Annotated in this window: 18 protein-coding genes; 14 read left to right on the forward strand and 4 right to left on the reverse strand. The window is 68.8% G+C overall.

Annotated features, from left to right (window positions below; translation table 11 throughout):
- Window positions 1-17: 17 nt before the first annotated feature.
- Window positions 18-1,220, reverse strand: a complete 1,203-nt coding sequence (locus B7P44_RS03255; protein ID WP_084900609.1) for an MFS transporter — start codon at window positions 1,218-1,220, stop codon at window positions 18-20.
- A 192-nt stretch (window positions 1,221-1,412) separates the two neighbouring features.
- Here B7P44_RS03255 and cynR point away from each other — a divergent pair, with 192 nt between their 5' ends.
- Window positions 1,413-2,351: a transcriptional regulator CynR gene (gene cynR, locus B7P44_RS03260; RefSeq protein WP_084900612.1), complete on the forward strand. Its 939-nt coding sequence runs from the start codon at window positions 1,413-1,415 to the stop codon at window positions 2,349-2,351.
- A 76-nt stretch (window positions 2,352-2,427) separates the two neighbouring features.
- Here cynR and B7P44_RS03265 read toward each other — a convergent pair whose 3' ends face one another.
- The gene (locus B7P44_RS03265) at window positions 2,428-3,150 is read right to left on the reverse strand and encodes a FadR/GntR family transcriptional regulator (protein WP_084900614.1); all 723 of its coding nucleotides are present in this window, start codon (window positions 3,148-3,150) and stop codon (window positions 2,428-2,430) included.
- 214 nt (window positions 3,151-3,364) lie between these two features.
- Here B7P44_RS03265 and B7P44_RS03270 point away from each other — a divergent pair, with 214 nt between their 5' ends.
- From B7P44_RS03270 to B7P44_RS03280, 3 genes are all read left to right on the forward strand, one after another.
- Complete coding sequence (locus B7P44_RS03270) at window positions 3,365-4,693, forward strand: C4-dicarboxylate transporter DctA (protein WP_084900617.1); 1,329 nt, start codon at window positions 3,365-3,367, stop codon at window positions 4,691-4,693.
- Window positions 4,694-4,773: 80 nt separating this feature from the next.
- On the forward strand, window positions 4,774-5,781 hold the full coding sequence (gene alc / locus B7P44_RS03275; RefSeq protein WP_084900619.1) for an allantoicase: 1,008 nt from the start codon (window positions 4,774-4,776) through the stop codon (window positions 5,779-5,781).
- Window positions 5,782-5,795: 14 nt separating this feature from the next.
- A complete protein-coding gene (locus B7P44_RS03280; protein WP_084906362.1) occupies window positions 5,796-6,320 on the forward strand; it encodes an ureidoglycolate lyase in 525 nt (174 codons plus the stop codon).
- Between the two features lie 83 nt (window positions 6,321-6,403).
- Here B7P44_RS03280 and fur read toward each other — a convergent pair whose 3' ends face one another.
- Window positions 6,404-6,832 carry a ferric iron uptake transcriptional regulator gene (gene fur, locus B7P44_RS03285; protein WP_084900622.1) on the reverse strand — a complete coding sequence of 143 codons (429 nt, stop codon included), beginning with the start codon at window positions 6,830-6,832 and terminating at the stop codon, window positions 6,404-6,406.
- A 142-nt stretch (window positions 6,833-6,974) separates the two neighbouring features.
- Here fur and B7P44_RS03290 point away from each other — a divergent pair, with 142 nt between their 5' ends.
- From B7P44_RS03290 to B7P44_RS03330, 9 genes are all read left to right on the forward strand, one after another.
- Window positions 6,975-7,772: an outer membrane protein assembly factor BamE gene (locus tag B7P44_RS03290; RefSeq protein WP_084900624.1), complete on the forward strand. Its 798-nt coding sequence runs from the start codon at window positions 6,975-6,977 to the stop codon at window positions 7,770-7,772.
- A 65-nt stretch (window positions 7,773-7,837) separates the two neighbouring features.
- Window positions 7,838-8,635, forward strand: a complete 798-nt coding sequence (dapB, locus tag B7P44_RS03295) for a 4-hydroxy-tetrahydrodipicolinate reductase (RefSeq protein WP_084900627.1) — start codon at window positions 7,838-7,840, stop codon at window positions 8,633-8,635.
- Window positions 8,636-8,653: 18 nt separating this feature from the next.
- On the forward strand, window positions 8,654-9,322 hold the full coding sequence (locus B7P44_RS03300) for a MotA/TolQ/ExbB proton channel family protein (protein WP_084900629.1): 669 nt from the start codon (window positions 8,654-8,656) through the stop codon (window positions 9,320-9,322).
- Window positions 9,323-9,349: 27 nt separating this feature from the next.
- Complete coding sequence (locus B7P44_RS03305; RefSeq protein ID WP_084900632.1) at window positions 9,350-9,823, forward strand: ExbD/TolR family protein; 474 nt, start codon at window positions 9,350-9,352, stop codon at window positions 9,821-9,823.
- Window positions 9,824-10,020: 197 nt separating this feature from the next.
- A complete protein-coding gene (gene leuS, locus B7P44_RS03310; protein ID WP_084900636.1) occupies window positions 10,021-12,615 on the forward strand; it encodes a leucine--tRNA ligase in 2,595 nt (864 codons plus the stop codon).
- A 38-nt stretch (window positions 12,616-12,653) separates the two neighbouring features.
- Complete coding sequence (locus B7P44_RS03315; RefSeq protein WP_084900637.1) at window positions 12,654-13,205, forward strand: LPS-assembly lipoprotein LptE; 552 nt, start codon at window positions 12,654-12,656, stop codon at window positions 13,203-13,205.
- A 19-nt stretch (window positions 13,206-13,224) separates the two neighbouring features.
- The gene (gene holA / locus B7P44_RS03320; protein WP_084900640.1) at window positions 13,225-14,319 is read left to right on the forward strand and encodes a DNA polymerase III subunit delta; all 1,095 of its coding nucleotides are present in this window, start codon (window positions 13,225-13,227) and stop codon (window positions 14,317-14,319) included.
- A gap of 125 nt (window positions 14,320-14,444) precedes the next feature.
- Window positions 14,445-15,716 (forward strand): glutamate-5-semialdehyde dehydrogenase, encoded by a 1,272-nt coding sequence (locus tag B7P44_RS03325; protein ID WP_084900643.1) that lies wholly within the window; start codon window positions 14,445-14,447, stop codon window positions 15,714-15,716.
- A 17-nt stretch (window positions 15,717-15,733) separates the two neighbouring features.
- Window positions 15,734-16,156, forward strand: coding sequence for a CopD family protein (locus B7P44_RS03330; protein WP_084900645.1), 423 nt, complete (start codon window positions 15,734-15,736; stop codon window positions 16,154-16,156).
- A gap of 90 nt (window positions 16,157-16,246) precedes the next feature.
- Here the strand turns inward: B7P44_RS03330 and B7P44_RS03335 are convergent, their stop codons facing one another.
- The gene (locus B7P44_RS03335; RefSeq protein WP_084900647.1) at window positions 16,247-17,095 is read right to left on the reverse strand and encodes a MurR/RpiR family transcriptional regulator; all 849 of its coding nucleotides are present in this window, start codon (window positions 17,093-17,095) and stop codon (window positions 16,247-16,249) included.
- Between the two features lie 293 nt (window positions 17,096-17,388).
- Between B7P44_RS03335 and edd the strand changes: the two genes are divergently transcribed.
- Window positions 17,389-19,245: a phosphogluconate dehydratase gene (gene edd, locus B7P44_RS03340; protein WP_084900650.1), complete on the forward strand. Its 1,857-nt coding sequence runs from the start codon at window positions 17,389-17,391 to the stop codon at window positions 19,243-19,245.
- Window positions 19,246-19,249 lie beyond the last annotated feature (4 nt).

Genomic DNA, 19,249 nt, shown 5'->3' on the forward strand with positions numbered 1-19,249 from the left:
CGTCTTCGTAGAACGGGTTACTGCGTCGCCTGCCGGGCGCCGATCCGCTGCGACGCGACCCACAACACGATGAGCACGCCCGCCAGCGCCGCGCCCGCGATGCAGACGCCGCGCCACCCGTCGGCGCCGAACGCGACGCTCGCCGCGAACGAGCCGAATGCGCCGCCGATGAAATAGCTCGTCAGGTAGATCGTCGTCACGCGGCTGCGCGCGTCGCCGGCGAGCGCGTAGATCACGCTCTGGTTCGAGATGTGCATCCCCTGCACGCCGACGTCGAGCAGCAGGATCCCGGCGATCAGCGCCGTAAGCGAGTGCGCGCCGCCGGCGATCAGCGCGAACGACGCGAGCACGGCGGCGGCGAACAGGCCCGTCGCCGCGTTGCCGTGCCCGCGGTCGACGAGCCGCCCCGCCGACGTCGCCGCCAGCGCGCCGACCGCCCCGACCACGCCGAACAGGCCGATCTGGCCTTCGGTATAGCCGTAGGGCGGCTGGCTGAGCAGGAACGTGAGGCCGGTCCACAGCAGGCTGAAGCATGCGAACACGAGCGCGCCGTAGGTGGAGCGCAGCGCGATCAGCGGCTGCGCGCGCACGAGCGCGGCGAGCGACTTCATCAGCGCAGCGTAATCGAGACGCGCATCGCGGCGGTCCTTCGGCAGCTTCACCGCGAGCACGCCGGTCAGGCCCAGCACCATCAGCGCGGCGACCGCGTACACCGCGCGCCAGCCGAACCAGTCGGCGATCGCGCCGGCCGCGACGCGCGCGAGCAGGATGCCGAGCAGCAGGCCGCTCATCACCGTGCCCACCGCGCGGCCGCGCGTGCGGGCGTCGGCGAGCGACGCGGCGAACGGCACCAGGAGCTGCGTCGAACAGGTGACGAAGCCGACGGCGACGTTCGCGACGACGAACGTGGTGAAGTTCGTGCTGCAGGCGACCGCCACCAGGGCGACCACGTTGAGCGCGAGCAGCCGGACGATCAGCGTGTGCCGGTTGAGCGCGTCGCCGAGCGGCACGATCAGCAGCAGGCTCGCTGCGTAGCCGAGTTGCGTGAGCGTGACGAGATAGCCGAGTTCGGCCGGCGCGCGTCCGAAGCTGCGCGCGATCGCGGCGAGCAGCGGCTGCGCGTAGTAGATGTTGCCGATGACGATGCCGCACGCGCAGGCGAACAGCAGCGTCATGCCGCGCGTCAGGGTCGGGTGGTGGGTGTCGTGGTGCGGTTTCATGAGTCGGGAACACGGCGGCGCGGGCCGGCGGCATGCGTCGCCGGCGGGGCGCGGGTTTCGGGGAACGGGCCGGCGCGGTTGCCGCATGCACGGCATGCCGGTAGGGAAGTGCGTATGATGCGGACATCCAGCCATAGCGTCCAAGACTGGCTTGTTATGGTTTCGATTGGTCAAGCCAATACCTGAACCGCGATGCTGCTCCGCCATATCCGCTATTTCCTGGCCGTCGCCGAACAGCGCAATTTCACGCGTGCGGCCGAGGTGCTGCACGTGTCGCAGCCGACGTTGTCGCAGCAGATCCGCCAGCTCGAGGATCAGCTCGGCGTGCAGCTGTTCGACCGCTCGGGCCGGTCGGTGCGGCTCACCGAATTCGGCGAGGCCTACGCGCGGCATGCGCGCGCCGCGTTGCATGAGCTCGACGCGGGGCAGCGCGCGGTGCACGACGTCGCGGACCTGAGCAGCGGTTCTCTGCGGCTCGCGATGACGCCGACCTTCACCGCCTACCTGATCGGCTCGCTCGTCGATGCGTTCAACGCCGACTATCCGAACGTCACGCTGACGATCGAGGCGATGCCGCAGGAACGTATCGAGGCGCTGCTCGCCGACGACCGGCTCGATGCCGGTTTCGCGTTCATGCCGGCGCGCCTGCCGGACATCGACGTGACGCCGTTGTGGGACGAATCGCTCGTGCTCGTGACCGGCGGCACGCACCGCCTCGCGCGCCGCCGCCGCGCGCTGACGCCGGCCGAGCTCGGCGACGAGCCGCTGATCCTGCTGAGCCGCGCGTTCGCGACGCGCGAGAGCATCGACCAGTATTTCGTCGATCACGGCGCGCGGCCGCGCATCGCGATCGAGGTGAACGCGATCAACGCGATCCTCGAGCTGGTGCGGCGTGGCCGCCTTGCGACGGTGCTGCCCGATGCGATCGCGCATGCGAGCGGCGATCTGTGCGCGCTGGAACTCGATCCGCCGCTGCCGACGCGCACGGCGGCGCTGCTGATGCGCAAGGATGCCTACCGCAGCGTCGCTGCGCGCGAGTTCGTCGAGCGCACGCTCGCGCACCGCGACGCGCAGGCGCGCGGGCGCGAGCCTGCCGCGGCCGGACGGCGCCGCAACAGGGCGGAAGGGTAGGAAGCGTGGCCGCGAGACGGACCGGCAGCCGGGAAAAGGGCGGAAACGCGGGAAGTGCGGGACGCGCCGGGACCGCTCAGGCGCCCGGCGTCGGGAAGAACACGCCCGCGCGCTGCGCGGCGTTCGAGATGTGCGTCTCGATCGCCGCGCCGGCGGCGGCCGGATCGCGCGCGATCAGCGCGTCGACGATCGCGCGGTGCTCGTGCCACGTCGAGAACAGCAGCTCGCGCCGGTAGAACGGCATCCGCTGGCTTTCCTTCATGATGTCGGCGCTGCTGCGCAGGATCGATTCGATCGCCGCGTTGCCGGCCACGTTGACGATCCGCATGTGGAATTCGAAATCGAGCTGCGACGCCTCGTCGAGCGCGTTCTCGGTCAGCGCGACGTGCAGCTCGGCGAGGTTGTCCTCGAACCACGCGATGTCGTCGTCGGTGACGACGCGCGCGGCCATCCGCGCGGCGAAGCCCTCGAGCGCATAGCGCATCTGGTAGGTGTCGGGCGGCGACGACTGCTCGGCGAAGCGCCACGCATGGCCGGTCGTCGCCTGCGCGCTTTCGACGTAGACGCCCTTGCCCGCGCGGATGCGCAGCATCCCGAGCGCCTCGAGCGTCGACAGCGCCTCGCGCAGCGACGCGCGGCTGATCTCCAGCTCCTCGGAAAGCTGGCGCTGGGCCGGCAGCAGGCTGCCGACCGGATACACGCCTGCCTCGATCCGGTCGCGGATCGTCGCGATGGCGGCGTCGGTCACGGTGTGCGGAACGTTTTTCATGATGCGAATGATGGCCGGTCTGACCGGCATTGTAATCCGCACGCGCGTGGTGCACCGCCGGCCTACGGGAAAGTCACGATCCGGCCCGCGCGCCAGCCCCGCCGGAGGGGCCCGAAAGGGGCGGGAAATCCCTATTTTGTTCTTCCTTGACTCGACTATATCGGCTTCCTACTATCGTCCATAACATCACTGGTCTTACCAGTATGAACAGACGAAACTGCAACCGTTGGTTCGGGAGAGCGCCGTGTCGAAATTCCTCAATTCGCTGTTTGGCCGGGTAGTCGTCGCATTAGTCCTCGGGGTCGCGCTAGGCGCGTTCTTCCCGCATTTCGCCGAGTCGCTGCGGCCGCTCGGCGACGGTTTCCTGAAGCTCATCAAGATGGTCATCGGCCCGATCGTGTTCTGCGTCGTGGTCAGCGGGATGGCCAATGCGGGCGACCTGAAGAAGGTCGGCCGGGTCGGCCTGAAGGCCGTCGTCTACTTCGAGGTGATGACCACGCTCGCGCTCGGCATCGGGCTCGTGCTCGCGTGGCTGACGCGTCCGGGCGTCGGGATGAACATCGACCTGCATTCGCTCGACGCGGCGTCGCTCGCGTCGTACGCGAAGAATGCCGAGAGCCTGAAGGACACGGCCGGCTACCTGATGAAGATCATCCCCGACACCGCGATCGACGCGTTCGCGAAGGGCGACATCCTGCAGATCCTCGTGTTCGCGGTGCTGTTCGGCTCGGCGCTGTCGCTGCTCGGCGACAAGGCGAAGCGCGTCAACTCGCTGATCGAGGAGCTGTCGCACGTGTTCTTCCGCGTGATCGGCTTCATCATCAAGCTCGCGCCGCTCGGCGTGCTCGGCGCGATCGCGTTCACGACCGGCAAGTACGGCGTCGCGTCGCTCAAGCAGCTCGGCTACCTCGTCGCGGTGTTCTACCTGAGCTGCATCGTGTTCGTCACCGTCGTGCTCGGCATCGTGATGCGGTTCGCCGGCTTCTCCGTGTTCAAGCTGATCCGCTACCTGCGCGAGGAGCTGTCGATCGTGCTCGGCACGGCGTCGTCGGACGCGGTGCTGCCGCAGGTGATGCGCAAGCTCGAATACATGGGCATCAAGGATTCGACGGTCGGCCTCGTGATCCCGACCGGCTACTCGTTCAACCTCGACGGCTTCTCGATCTACCTGACGCTCGCGGTGCTGTTCATCGCGCAGGCCACCAACACGCCGCTGTCGACGCACGACCTGATCGTCGTGCTGCTGGTGTCGCTCGTCACGTCGAAGGGCGCGCACGGGATTCCCGGCTCGGCGATCGTGATCCTCGCGGCGACGCTGTCGGCGATTCCCGCGATTCCCGTCCTCGGCCTCGTGCTGATCCTGCCGGTCGACTGGTTCGTCGGCATCGCCCGCGCGCTGACCAACCTGATCGGCAACTGCGTCGCGACGGTGGTCGTCGCGGTATGGGAGAACGACATCGACAAGGCGCGCGCGAAGCGCGTGCTGAACCGCGAACTGCGCTACATGCCGGCCGAGGAGGAGGATGTCGCCGGCGGCGCGCCGCTCGCCGGCGACCAGGCCCACGCGATCTGAGCGCGCGGTTCGACCCGCATTCCCGTCATGCCGCCGGCGCCTCGATGCGCCGGCGTTTCAGCCAGAATTCAGGAGACGACATGGCAGCCCCCATTCTCGACCCGAACGCGCCGGCCTTCACGCGGCGCTACATGAACCTCGCCGATCCGCGCCTCGGCGCGAAGGCGCTCTACGCGAGCGACGAGTTCTTCGCGCCGAAGGAGCGCATGCTGAACCCGGAGCCGGCCGTGTTCATTCCCGGCAAGTACGACGATCACGGCAAGTGGATGGACGGCTGGGAGACGCGCCGCAAGCGCACGACCGGCCACGATTTCTGCGTGATCCGGCTTGCGCGGCCGGGCGTGATCCACGGCGTCGATCTCGATACCAGCCACTTCACGGGCAATTTCCCGCCGGCCGCGTCGATCGAAGGCTGCTTCGCCGACGCCGAGACGCCGCCCGACAACGCCGAATGGCGCCCGATCGTGCCCGCGACGACGCTGCAGGGCAACAGCCACCACTACGTCGACGTGACCGAGCCGCAGCCGTGCACGCACCTGCGCGTGAACCTGTACCCGGACGGCGGGCTCGCGCGGCTGCGCGTCTACGGCCAGCCGCAGCGCGACTGGAGCCGTGCGCCGCACGGCGAGCTGACCGACCTTGCGGCGGCCGAGCACGGCGGCTACGTGGTCGCCGCGAACAACCAGCATTTCGGCGCGGCGTCGCAGATGCTGATGCCGGGGCGTGGGGTGAACATGGGGGACGGCTGGGAAACCCGCCGCCGCCGGGAGCCGGGCAACGACTGGGCGATCGTCGCGCTCGCGCGGCCGGGCGTGATCCGCCGCGTCGAGGTCGACACCGCGTTCTTCAAGGGCAATTTCCCGGACCGCTGTTCGTTGCAGGCCGCGTACGTCGCGGGCGGCACCGACGATTCGCTGGTCACGCAGGCGATGTTCTGGCCCGAACTGCTCGGCGAGCAGAAGCTGGCGATGGACCACGTCCACACGTTCGACCAGCTCGCGGCGCTCGGCCCGGTCACGCACGTGCGCTTCAACATCTTCCCCGACGGCGGCGTGTCGCGCCTGCGTCTGTGGGGCGAACCGGCCTGACGGAGGGGAAGGACATGAGCGCACCGCACACCTTGCGCGTCGAGCGCCTGACCCGCGACGCGTTCGCGCCGTTCGGCGACGTGATCGCGCTCGAAGGCGCCCGGCATTTTCCGATCAACGGCGGCACGACCGAGCGGTTCCACGACCTCGCGACGATCGACGTGTGCGAGGACGGCGGGCGCCCGCTCGTCAGCGTGTTCCGCGCGCAGCCGCGCGCGTTGCCGATCGCGGTCACGATGATGGAGCGCCATCCGCACGGCAGCCAGGCGTTCATTCCGCTCGCGGCGGTGTCGCGCTACGCGATCGTCGTCGCGCCGGCGGGCGAGTTCCGGCCGGACGCGATGCGCGCGTTCCTGGCGGAAGGCTGGCAGGGCGTGAACTATGCGAAGGGCGTCTGGCACCATCCGCTGCTCGCGCTCGATGCGGTGAGCGACTTCGTCATCGTCGACCGCGGCGGCGTGCAGCCGAACTGCGACGAGATCCCGCTCGACGGCGTCTGGCGGCTCGACCTCGCGCCGGCCTGCGCGAGCGCGGCCTGACCGGCACTGGAACGCGCCCCAAAAGACGACGGCCCGGCCGGCGCAATGCCGGGCGGGCCGTTTCGCTTGCGCGTGCGCGCGGATCAGTGCTTGCGGTGCGGGCAGTTCTCGGTCGTGCAGGAGCCGTACATCGCGAGCGAGTGCTCCTGAAGCTTGAAGCCGCGTTCCTTCGCGATCGACTGCTGGCGGCTCTCGATCTCCGCGTCGAAGAACTCCTCGACCCGGCCACAGTCGAGGCACACGAGGTGGTCGTGGTGCGAACCCTCGTTCAGCTCGAACACCGCCTTGCCGGATTCGAAGTTGCTGCGCGTCAGCAGGCCGGCCTGCTCGAATTGCGTCAGCACACGGTAGACCGTCGCCAGCCCGATGTCGAGCTGCTCGCTGAGCAGGTTGCGATAGACGTCTTCGGCCGTCAGGTGGCGGACGGGGCTTTGCTGGAAGATCTCGAGAATCTTGAGGCGCGGTAGGGTGGCCTTCAGCCCGATATTCTTGAGATCCGTCGGATTGGTCATGGCTAGGCATCCCTAGAGTACAATGCAGGGCTTCAATGTTACCGGCTTTTCGCCATTCCAGAAACACGCGCGGCCTGCCAGGCGGGCCAGCACGGTGAGGGAAATGATTCCAGAATCTCTTTCGCACTTTCAGAGGAGCCGCATGCGGAGTGCCATCATCGCTGCCGCCGCCGTTGCCGCGCTGGCTGGTTGTTCGTCGTACGACAGCGTGACGCAGCGCATCGCGCAGCGCATTACGCCCTACCGGATCACGGTCGTGCAGGGTAACTTCGTGTCGCAGGAGAAGGCGTCGCAGCTGCAGACCGGGATGACGCGCGAGCAGGTGCGCGCGCTGCTCGGCACCCCGCTGCTCTCGGACATGTTCCACGCCGACCGCTGGGATTACCTCTTCTACTTCAAGCGTGGCTCGACGGCCGTCGTCCAGCAGCGCGATCTCGTCGTGACGTTCTCGGGCGACCGCCTCGCAGGCTGGACGGGCGCCGACAACCTGCCGTCGGAGCTCGACCTGCTGGCCGACATCGACGGCGACAAGCGCGGCAAGAAGGCGAAGCAGGCGGCTTCGGCCGCCGCTGCCGCGAGCGGCGCAAGCACGGTGCAGGCGGCTGCCGCACCGGCGGCGGTCGTGGTGCCGGAAGCGGCGAGCGCCGGCGCCGTCGTCGACCAGGACGCGAATGCGCAGGCCGCGCGCGCGGCCAACCGCGCGACCAGCCAGGTGTCGGGGCAGGGCTCATCCTCGCGCCGCTTCTCGCCGTCCGCGAAGGCGGCGGCCGGTGCGCCGGTGCCGGGCGGGCAGCCGCCGGGCGCGAACCCGACGATCCAGCCGCAGTTCCAGTTCCATCGCCCGCCGCAGCCGACCGTGTCGAACGAGGCCGCGCCGCCCGTCGGCCCGCAAGGGTCCGACGCGCTGCAGAACCAGCCCGTCACCGCACCGGCACAATAAGCGCGCGGCGCGCGGAAACGGGGCGGCATGCGCCGCCCGCTCTTGACCCTTTCGGGTAGAAAGCCATGAAGATTGCGATTGCCGGGGCGTCGGGCCGCATGGGCCGGATGCTGATCGAAACCGTTCTTAACGATTCCGACGCGCAGCTCGTCGGCGCGCTCGACCGCGCCGGCTCGCCGCATCTCGGCCAGGACGCGGGCGCGTTCCTCGGCCGGGAAACCGGCATTCGTCTGACCGACGACCTCGACGCCGTGTTCGCGCAGGCCGACTACCTGATCGATTTCACGCGTCCGGAAGGCACGATCGCGCACGTCGAGGCCGCGCTGCGCCACGACGTGAAGCTCGTGATCGGCACGACCGGCTTCACCGACGAGCAGAAGGCGGCGCTGCGCGCCGCGTCGGAGAAGATCGGCATCGTGTTCTCCGCGAACATGAGCGTCGGCGTGAACGTCACGATGAAGCTGCTCGAATTCGCCGCGAAGCACTTCTCGCACGGCTACGACATCGAGATCATCGAGGCCCATCACCGTCACAAGGTCGATGCGCCGTCGGGCACCGCGCTGATGATGGGCGAAGCGGTCGCCGGCGCGCTCGGTCGTTCTCTCGACGACTGCGCGGTGTACGGCCGCCACGGCGTGACGGGCGAGCGCGATCCGTCGACGATCGGCTTCTCGGCGATCCGCGGCGGCGACATCGTCGGCGATCACACCGTGCTGTTCGCCGGGATCGGCGAGCGGATCGAGATCACCCACAAGTCGTCGAGCCGCGTGTCGTACGCGCAGGGCGCGCTGCGCGCGGTGCGCTTCCTGGCGGCGCGCGGCGCCGGCCTGTACGAGATGCAGGACGTGCTCGGCCTGCGCTGACGCGCGCCGGAAACTCCGATGGCGATTCCCACCGGCGTTATCCACTACCTCGAAAGCGGCGATGCGGTCACGCACGCCGTCGCCTACGTGCTGGCGGCGATGTCCGTCGCCAGCTGGTGCTTCCTCGTCGTGAAAGCCTGGCTGCTGGTCCGTGCGAAGTGGCAGGGGCCGGGCGCGGTTGCCGCGTTCTGGCGCGCGCCGACGCTCGAGGCGGGCATCGCGGCGCTTGCCGGCGCCGATCGCGAGCGCGTGTTCGTGCCGCTCGCCGAAGCCGCGCGCGATGCGGCCCGCGACCACGATCCTGCCGCGCTGGCCGCGCATGTCGAACGCAGCGAACGGGTGCTGCGCGCGCTGCGCCACGCGATGCTGCATTCGCAGCGGCGGCTGGAATTCGGCCAGGTGCTGCTCGCGTCGATCGGCAGCACCGCGCCGTTCGTCGGGCTGCTCGGCACCGTCTGGGGCATTTATCACGCGCTCGGCAGCATCGCCGCGAGCGGGCAGGCGCAGATCGAGAACGTCGCGGGGCCGGTCGGCGAGGCGCTGATCATGACCGCGTTCGGGCTGGTCGTCGCGATCCCGGCCGTGCTCGCGTACAACATCCTCGGGCGGCTCGTGCGCCAGCTCGCCGAGGAGCTCGACGGCTTCGCGCGCGACCTGCACGTGTTCGTGTGCGCGAGCGACGCCTGACGCGCGCTCTCCGAAAAAGGGGCAACCATGGCATTCGGCGGGCTGGAGCACCACAAGACGTCCGCGCCGATGGCGGAGATCAACATGACCCCGCTGATCGACGTGATGCTCGTGCTGCTCGTCATCTTCATCGTGACCGCGCCGCTGATGACGCATGCGATCCGGCTCGATCTGCCGAAGGTCGCGGCCGAAGCCGCGCGCGACACGCCGCAGGCCGTCACGCTATCGATCGACGACGCGGGCAAGCTCTACTGGGAAGACGCGCCGGTCGCGCTGGACGCGCTGCCGGCGCGGTTCCGAGCCGCCGCCGCGGGCGGCTCGCCGCCCGAGCTGCGGCTGCGCGCGTCGCGCGCGACGCGCTACGACGTGATCGCGCAGGTGATGGGCGCGGCGCAGGCCGCGGGCCTCGCGCGGATCGGTTTCGTGACCGACCTGCCGGCGCAGCGCGGCGGTTCCGCCGCGTCGCCTGTCGTGCCCCCTGCCGCGCCGACGAACCGCTGAGCGGGCCGGGGCCCGCCGCGCCGGCGGCGCGAACGGGCCGTGACCCGCGAGACCGGCCGTACGGGCCGGCGCGGACGGTATAATCGTCGTTTTTCCCCGGTTGGCAGATATTCTCCAGGTAACCCGGGCAAGCACGAATTTCGATCCACTCCCGCGCGTGTCCGTCACGCCGCTTAAAGCCTAGTCCGAACCACACCATGCACGACAGATACGTACCCGCCGACGTCGAAGCCGCCGCCCAAGGCGACTGGCGCGCAGCCGATGCCTACAAGACGAAGGAAGACACGCAGAAGCCGAAGTTCTACTGCGTGTCGATGCTGCCGTACCCGTCCGGCAAGCTGCACATGGGTCACGTGCGCAACTACACGATCAACGACGTGATGTACCGTTATCTGCGGATGAACGGCTACAACACGCTGATGCCGATGGGTTGGGACGCGTTCGGGATGCCGGCCGAGAACGCGGCGATGGCGAACGGCGTGCCGCCCGCGAAGTGGACCTACGACAACATCGACTACATGAAGGGCCAGATGCAGTCGATGGGCCTCGCGATCGACTGGTCGCGCGAGATCGCGACCTGCAAGCCCGATTACTACAAGTGGAACCAGTGGCTGTTCCTGAAGATGCTCGAGAAGGGCATCGCGTACAAGAAGACGGGCACCGTGAACTGGGACCCGGTCGACCAGACCGTGCTCGCGAACGAGCAGGTGATCGACGGGCGCGGCTGGCGCTCGGGCGCGCTCGTCGAGAAGCGCGAGATCCCGATGTACTACCTGCGCATCACGCAGTACGCGGATGAGCTGCTGAACGATCTCGACGGCCTCGGCTGGCCGGAGCGCGTGAAGATCATGCAGCAGAACTGGATCGGCAAGAGCTTCGGCGTGAACTTCGGCTTCCCGTACGAACTCGACGGCGAGCAGAAGCTGCTGCGCGTGTTCACGACCCGCGCCGACACGATCATGGGCGTGACGTTCTGCGCGATCGCGGCCGAACACCCGCTCGCGACGCGTCTCGCGCAGGGCAAGCCGGAACTGCAGGCGTTCATCGATGAATGCAAGCGCGGCGGCGTTGCCGAGGTCGACATGGCGACGATGGAGAAGAAGGGCGTCGCGACCGGCTTCACGGTCACGCATCCGCTGACGGGCGAGCCGGTCGAGGTGTGGATCGGCAACTACGTGCTGATGAGCTACGGCGAAGGCGCGGTGATGGGCGTGCCCGCGCACGACGAGCGCGACTTTGCGTTCGCGAAGAAATACGACCTGCCGATCAAGCAGGTGATCGCGGCCGAGGGCCAGACGTACTCGCTCGACGCGTGGCAGGAGTGGTACGGCGACAAGGAAGTCGCGGCCTGCGTCAACAGCGGCAAGTACGACGGCCTCGCGTACGGCGCGGCGGTCGACGCGATCGCGGCCGACCTGAAGGCCGGCGGCTTCGGCGACAAGCAGGTCACGTGGCGCCTGCGCGACTGGGGCGTCTCGCGCCAGCGCTACTGGGGCACGCCGATCCCGATCATCCACTGCCCGTCGTGCGGCGACGTGCCGGTGCCGGAGCAGGACCTGCCGGTCGTGCTGCCGGAAGACCTCGTGCCGGACGGCTCGGGCAACCCGCTCGCGAAGTCGGAAGCGTTCCTGAACTGCGCGTGCCCGAAGTGCGGCGCGGCCGCGAAGCGCGAGACCGACACGATGGACACCTTCGTCGATTCGTCGTGGTACTTCTCGCGCTACACGGCGCCGGACGCCGACACGATGGTCGACGCGCGCACCGACTACTGGATGCCGATGGACCAGTACATCGGCGGCATCGAGCACGCGATCCTGCACCTGCTGTACTCGCGCTTCTGGACCAAGGTGATGCGCGACCTCGGCCTCGTGAAGTTCGGCGAGCCGGCGAAGAACCTGCTGACGCAGGGCATGGTGCTGAACGAGACGTTCTATCGCGAAGACGCGTCGGGCAAGAAGACCTGGTACAACCCGGCCGATGTGACCGTCTCGTTCGACGAGAAGGGCCGCCCGGTCGGCGCGACGCTGAACGCCGACGGCCAGCCGGTCGTGCTCGGCGGCATCGAGAAGATGTCGAAGTCGAAGAACAACGGCGTCGATCCGCAGGTGCTGATCGACCAGTACGGCGCGGACACCGCGCGCCTGTTCACGATGTTCGCCGCGCCGCCGGAGCAGCAGCTCGAGTGGTCGGGCGCGGGCGTCGAGGGCGCGAGCCGCTTCCTGCGCCGCGTATGGAGCTTCGGCGCCGCGAACCGCGAAGCGCTCGCGGAGCGCGCGGCGTTCGACGCGGCCAAGCTCGGCGATGCCGACAAGGCGCTGCGCCGCGAGATCTACGGCGTGCTGAAGCAGGCCGATTTCGACTATCAGCGCCTGCAGTACAACACGGTCGTGTCGGCCACGATGAAGATGCTCAACGCGATCGACGGCGCGAAGGGCGCGACGCCCGCCGTGCAGCGCGAAGTGTACGGCGTGCTGCTGCGCGTGCTGTACCCGGTCGTGCCGCACATCACGTTCGAGCTGTGGAAGACGCTCGGCTATGCGGACGAATTCGGCCCGCTGCTCGACGCGCCGTGGCCGAGGGTCGACGAGGCTGCGCTCGAGCAGGCCGAGATCGAGCTCGTGCTGCAGGTGAACGGCAAGGTGCGCGGCGCGCTGAAGGTCGCGAAGGACGCGAGCCGCGAGGCCATCGAGGCCGCGGCGCTCGCCGACGAGGCGTTCGCGAAGTTCGGCGAGGGCAAGCCGGCGAAGAAGATCGTCGTCGTGCCGGGCCGCCTCGTGAACATCGTCGTCTGAGGGCCGGCAGGCCCTCGGCGAATTCTGAAGGAGCGAAGGTGATCCGCAGATCGTTTTTGATGCTCGTCGGCAGCGCGGTCATGCTGTCGGCATGCGGTTTCCAGTTGCGGGGCCAGCAGGACTACGCGTTCAAGCACCTGCTGATCGCCGGCGCGCCGGCTTCTGTCGGCGCGCGGCTCACGCGCCTCGTCGAGGCCGGCAGCGACACGAAGGTCGTCAAGGTGCCGGACGACGCGGACGCGGTGCTGCGCATGTCGGAATCGCGCGGACAAAGCACGCTGACGCTGAACCAGTACGGCGCGGTCGCGGAGTATGCGCTCAACTACTCGCTGAGCTATACGCTGACGAGCAAGGACGGCACGGTGCTGATTCCGCCGAGCGTGATCGCGCTGAACCGCGCGATGACGTACAGCGACCAGTACACGAACGCGAAGACGCAGGAAGCCGAGATTCTCTTCGGCGACATGCAGCGGGACGCGGTCGACCAGCTGATGCGCCGTCTCGCGATCGTGCATTCGCTGAATCCGGCGCCGGAAGACGTGGTGCCGGGCGTCGCGCCGCGCGCGCCGCTGCCGCCGCCGCCGCTGTAAAACGCGGACGCACGAACCAATGCAACTGCGACTTGACGCGCTGGAGCCGCACCTCGCGAAGGGGCTGGCCGGGCTCTACACCGTGTTTGGCGACGAGCCGCTGCTCGCGCAGGAAGCGTGCGACCGGATTCGCGCGGCCGCGCGCGCGGCCGGTTTCACCGAGCGCTCGGTGCACACGGTCGAGCGCGGCTTCGACTGGAGCCTGCTGCTCGGCGCGACCCAGGCGATGTCGCTGTTCGGCGAGCGCCAGCTGATCGAGCTGCGCATTCCGTCGGGCAAGCCGGGCAAGGAAGGCGCCGACGCGCTGAAGGCGCTCGCCGCCGCGAACAATCCGGACGCGCTGGTGCTCGTCACGTTGCCGCGCCTCGACGCGGCAACGCAGAAATCCGCGTGGTTCACCGCGCTCCTGAACGGCGGCGTCGCGCTGAAGATCGATCCGGTCGACCGCGCGCAGCTGCCGAACTGGATCGGCCAGCGACTCGCGATGCAGGGCCAGCGCGTCGCGGCTGGCGAGGACGGCCGGCGCGCGCTGCAGTTCATCGCGGAGCGCGTCGAGGGCAACCTGCTCGCCGCGCACCAGGAAATCCAGAAGCTCGGCCTGCTGTATCCGCAGGGCGCGCTGTCGTTCGAGCAGGTGCACGACGCGGTGCTGAACGTCGCGCGCTACGACGTCTTCAAGCTGAACGAGGCGATGCTCGCCGGCGACGCCGCGCGGCTCGCGCGGATGATCGATGGCCTGAAGGGCGAGGGCGAGGCGATCGTGCTCGTGATGTGGGCGGTCGTCGAGGAGCTGCGCACGCTGCTGCGGATCAAGCGCGGCGTGACGGCCGGCAAGCCGCTCGCGACGCTGCTGCGCGAGAACCGCGTATGGGGGCCGCGCGAGCGGCTGGTCGGCCCCGCGCTCGGCCGTGTGACCGAAGCCGCGCTCGAGAAGGCGCTGGCGTTCGCCGCGCGGCTCGACCGGCAGGTCAAGGGCCTGTCCGCGGTGACGCCGGGCCGGCGCGTGCAGGACGAACCGCCGCCCGATCCGTGGGACGGCCTGTTCCAGCTCGCGATGACGGTCGCGGGCACGCAAGGCGAGCGACCGCCGACCGCGGGCCGCATGCGGCGCTAGGCCTCAGCGCGCCGTCCGCAACCCGCTTACAATTGCTTCGACAGCCGGCGCGGCCGATGCCGCCGCGTCGCGCCTTTCCCGACGAATTCATGCCGCGTTGCGCGGCCCGCTTTTCGAGTCACACGATGGATATCGATCAGTACATGACGGACCTGGGTCGCCGCGCCCGGCAGGCTTCCCGCGCGATGGCGCGCGCGAGCACGGCGGCGAAGAACGCGGCGCTCGATGCGGTCGCCCGCGCGATCGAGCGCGAAGCGCAGGCGCTGAAGGACGCGAACGCGCGCGACGTCGCGCGGGCCCGCGACAAGGGGCACGATGCGGCGTTCATCGATCGCCTGACGCTGTCCGACAAGGCGCTGAAGACGATGGTCGAAGGCCTGCGCCAGGTCGCGTCGCTCGCCGATCCGATCGGCGAGATCGGCAATCTCAAGTTCCGCCCGAGCGGCATCCAGGTCGGCCAGATGCGCGTGCCGCTCGGCGTGATCGGCATCATCTACGAATCCCGCCCGAACGTGACGATCGACGCGGCGGCGCTGTGCCTGAAGTCCGGCAACGCGACGATCCTGCGCGGCGGCTCCGAGGCGCTCGAATCGAATGCCGCGCTCGCGAAGCTGATCGGCGAAGGGCTCGCCTCGGCGGGCCTGCCGCAGGACGCGGTGCAGGTCGTCGAAACCGCCGATCGCGCGGCGGTCGGCAAGCTGATCACGATGACCGAATACGTCGACGTGATCGTGCCGCGCGGCGGCAAGAGCCTGATCGAGCGCCTGATCAACGAGGCGCGCGTGCCAATGATCAAGCACCTCGACGGCATCTGCCACGTCTACGTCGACGATCGCGCGGACCTGAGCAAGGCGCTCACCGTCTGCGACAACGCGAAGACGCACCGCTACGGCACGTGCAACACGATGGAGACGCTGCTCGTCGCGAGCGGCATCGCGCCGGTGGTGCTGCCGCCGCTCGGTCGCCTGTATCGCGAGAAGAACGTCGAACTGCGCGTCGACGCGGCCGCGCGCGCGGTGCTCGCCGACGCCGGCGTCGGCCCGCTCGTCGACGCGACCGAGGAAGACTGGCACACCGAATACCTCGCGCCGGTGCTCGCGATCAAGATCGTCGACGGCCTCGACGCCGCGATCGAACACATCAACCATTACGGCTCGCACCACACGGATGCGATCGTCACCGAGGATCACGACCGCGCGATGCGCTTCCTGCGCGAAGTCGATTCGGCGAGCGTGATGGTCAACGCGTCGACGCGCTTCGCCGACGGCTTCGAATTCGGCCTCGGCGCGGAGATCGGCATCTCGAACGACAAGCTGCACGCACGCGGCCCGGTCGGTCTCGAGGGGCTGACGTCGCTGAAGTACGTCGTGCTCGGGCACGGCGAAGGACGTCAGTAACGCGAGGCGCGCAACCGATGGCAATGCTCTGGGTCAAGACGTTCCATATCGTACTGATCGCATCGTGGTTCGCGGGGCTGTTCTACCTGCCGCGCATCTACGTGAACCTCGCGATGGAAACCGATCCCGCCGCGATTCGGCGGCTGCTCGTGATGGCGCGCAAGCTGTTCCGCTTCATGACGCTCATCGCGGTGCCGGCGCTCGCGTGCGGCATGTGGCTGTGGCTCGTGGTCGGCATCGGCCAGGGGCAGGGCTGGGTGCACGCGAAGGTCACGGTCGTGCTGCTGCTGATCGTCTATCACGCGTATTGCGGCCACCTGCTGAAGGTGTTCGAGCGCGGCGAGAACCGCCGCTCTGACCGGTGGTATCGCGTGTTCAACGAGCTGCCGGTGCTCGGGATGCTCGTGGCGGTCGCGCTCGCGGTCATCAAGCCGTTCTGATCCGGTCGCGCGCCACCCGCGCATGCACGACGGCGCCCTGCGGGGCGCCGTTTTTCGTTGTGCGCGCACGCACGCCGCGTGCAGATGCCGCTATTCCTTCGCGTTCGCGTCGATCCGGCGGCGCGTGATCGCTTCCTTCGCGCGGCCGACCCGTTCCATCAGCGCGGGGCCGCGCGACAGCGCGACGCCGACCGCGAGGATGTCGCCGATCGCGAGATGCGACATCCGCGACGTCATCGGCGAGAACACGTCGGTTTCCTCCGCGACGTTCGACGCGAGGCTCACCGTCGCGAGCTTCGCAAGCGGCGAGTGGCTTTGCGTGATCGCGACGACTTTCGCGCCGCACGCGAGCGCCGCGCGCGCGGCCTCGATGATGTCGCGGGTGCGGCCGGTGTTCGAGATCGCGACGACGACGTCCTGCGGGCCGAGCAGCGCCGACGACATCGAGAACGTGTGCGGATCGGAATACGCGACGCTCGGCACACCGAGCCGGAAGAACTTGTGCTGGATGTCCTGCGCGGCGATGCCCGAGCCGCCCGCGCCGTAGAACTCGATCCGCGACGCGTTCGACAGCAGCGCGATCGCGTCGGCGACGCTGCCTGCCGACAGGCTGTTGCGCACCTCGATCAGCGCGCCGATCGTGCGGTCGAACACCTTGCCGATGATGCCCGGCGCGGGCTCGTCGGGCTCGACGTCGCGGTAGACCGACGACACGCCCGGCGCGATGCTCTGCGCGAGCCGGATCTTGAATTCGCGAAAGCCGCTGCAGCCGAGCGCCTGGCAGAAGCGCGCGATCGTCGGCTGGCTGACGCCGGCGCGCGCGGACAGTTCGGTCATCGCGAGGTCGAGCACCTCGCGCGGCGCGGCGAGGATGTAGTCGGCGAGCTTGCGCTCGGACGGGCGCAGTTCGGGGCGGATCGCTTCGATGCGGGGCAGCATGGGACGGCAGGTGGAAATCGGGTTCGGATGAGCGAGTGTATCGCAATCGAATTGTAGAAAATCTACAAGAAAATACTAGCTTGAATTGATCCGTTTAGCGGCAATGGCGAGAGGTTGGATTAGGGTTTTCACTAGGTAAAGCCTTATTTGTAGCGGGGGTGCGGGTTTCGGGGCTGTCTGCCTGCATTGCATGCGTGTAGTTTTTCTACTAGACTGGCTGCGTTCAGTCGTTGCATTCGACCGTCCCCACGATTCCAACCGCCGGTGTCGGCCGGCATACAGGAGCGCCCAGCATGACCTCGCTGCATCCCACCCTGGCGAAAGTCACCGAACGCGTGATCGCGCGCAGCCAGTCGACCCGTTCCGCTTACCTGAAGCGCATCGACGGCGCGCAGGGCCGGTTCCCCGCACGCGGCGCGCTGTCGTGCGCGAACCTCGCGCATGGTTTCGCGGGCCTCGAAGGCAACGACAAGTTCGAAATCAAGGCGATCAAGCAACCGAACATCGGCATCGTGTCCTCGTACAACGAGATGCTGTCCGCGCACGCGCCGTACAAGGATTTCCCGGACATCATCAAGGCGGCCGCGCGCGCGAACGGCGGCGTCGCGCAGTTCGCGGGCGGCGTGCCGGCGATGTGCGACGGGGTCACGCAGGGCAACCCGGGGATGGAGCTGTCGCTGTTCTCGCGCGAGGCGATCGCGATGGGCACGGCGATCGCGCTCACGCACAACATGTTCGACGCGGCGCTGTGCCTCGGCATCTGCGACAAGATCGTGCCGGGCCTCCTGATCGGCGCGCTGCAGTTCGGCCACCTGCCGACGATCTTCGTGCCGGCCGGCCCGATGACGAGCGGCCTGTCCAACGACGACAAGGCGAAGATCCGCCAGCAGTTCGCGACCGGCCAGGTCGGCCGCGACGCGCTGCTCGAGGCCGAATCGGCCGCGTACCACGGCCACGGCACCTGCACGTTCTACGGCACCGCGAACAGCAACCAGATGCTGATGGAGCTGATGGGCCTGCACCTGCCGGGCTCGGCGTTCGTCCATCCGCACACGCCGCTGCGCGACGCGCTGACCGCCGAGGCCGCGCGCCGCGTGCTCGACCTGACCGTCGAGCGCGGCCACTACACGCCGATCGGCCACGTGATCGACGAGAAGGCGATCGTCAACGGCATCGTCGCGCTGCTCGCGACGGGCGGCTCGACCAACCACACGCTGCACCTCGTCGCGATCGCGCGCGCGGCCGGCATCCTGATCGACTGGGACGACTTCGACGAGCTGTCGGGCGCGGTGCCGCTGCTCGCGAAGATCTACCCGAACGGCAAGGCCGATGTGAACCATTTCCACGCGGCGGGCGGCATCGCGTTCCTGGTGCGCAACCTGCTCGAAGGCGGGCTGCTGCACGAGGACGTGACGACCGTCGCCGGCAAGGGGCTGTCGCACTACACGAAGGAGCCGAAGCTGATCGACGGCAAGCTGACGTGGGTCGACGGCGCGGCCGAGAGCCACGACACCAAGGTGCTGCGCGGCATTCGCGAGCCGTTCCAGCCGGACGGCGGGCTGCGCCTGATGCAGGGCCGCCTCGGCCGCGGCGTGATCAAGATTTCGGCGGTCGCGCCGGAGCACCGCAAGGTGAAGGCGAGCGCGATCGTGTTCGATTCGCAGGAAGCCGTGCAGGAAGCGTTCGATCGCGGCGAGCTGAAGCGCAACTTCGTCGCGGTGGTGCGCTTCCAGGGCGCGCGCGCGAACGGGATGCCCGAGCTGCACCGTTTGACGCCGCTGCTCGGCGTGCTGCAGGATCAGGGCTTCCACGTCGCGCTCGTCACCGACGGCCGCATGTCCGGCGCGTCGGGCAAGGTGCCGGCGGTGATCCACGTGTCGCCGGAAGCGCTGCTGAGCGGCCCGCTCGGCAAGGTGAAGACGGGCGACACGCTCGTGATCGACGCGGAGGCGGGCGTGCTCGACATCGACGTCGACGACGCCGAATGGCAAGCGCGTCCGGTCGCGCAGCCGCTGCACCAGGCGGACAACGAGGCGGGCTTCGGGCGCGAGCTGTTCGGCGTGTTCCGTGCGGCGGCCGCGCCGGCGGAGCAGGGCGCATCGGTTTTCGGGGCGCTGGTCGGCGAAGCGGCCGCCCGCGTCACCGCGTAACTTC

The sequence above is a fragment of the Burkholderia ubonensis subsp. mesacidophila genome, from assembly GCF_002097715.1.
Lineage (GTDB): Bacteria > Pseudomonadota > Gammaproteobacteria > Burkholderiales > Burkholderiaceae > Burkholderia > Burkholderia mesacidophila.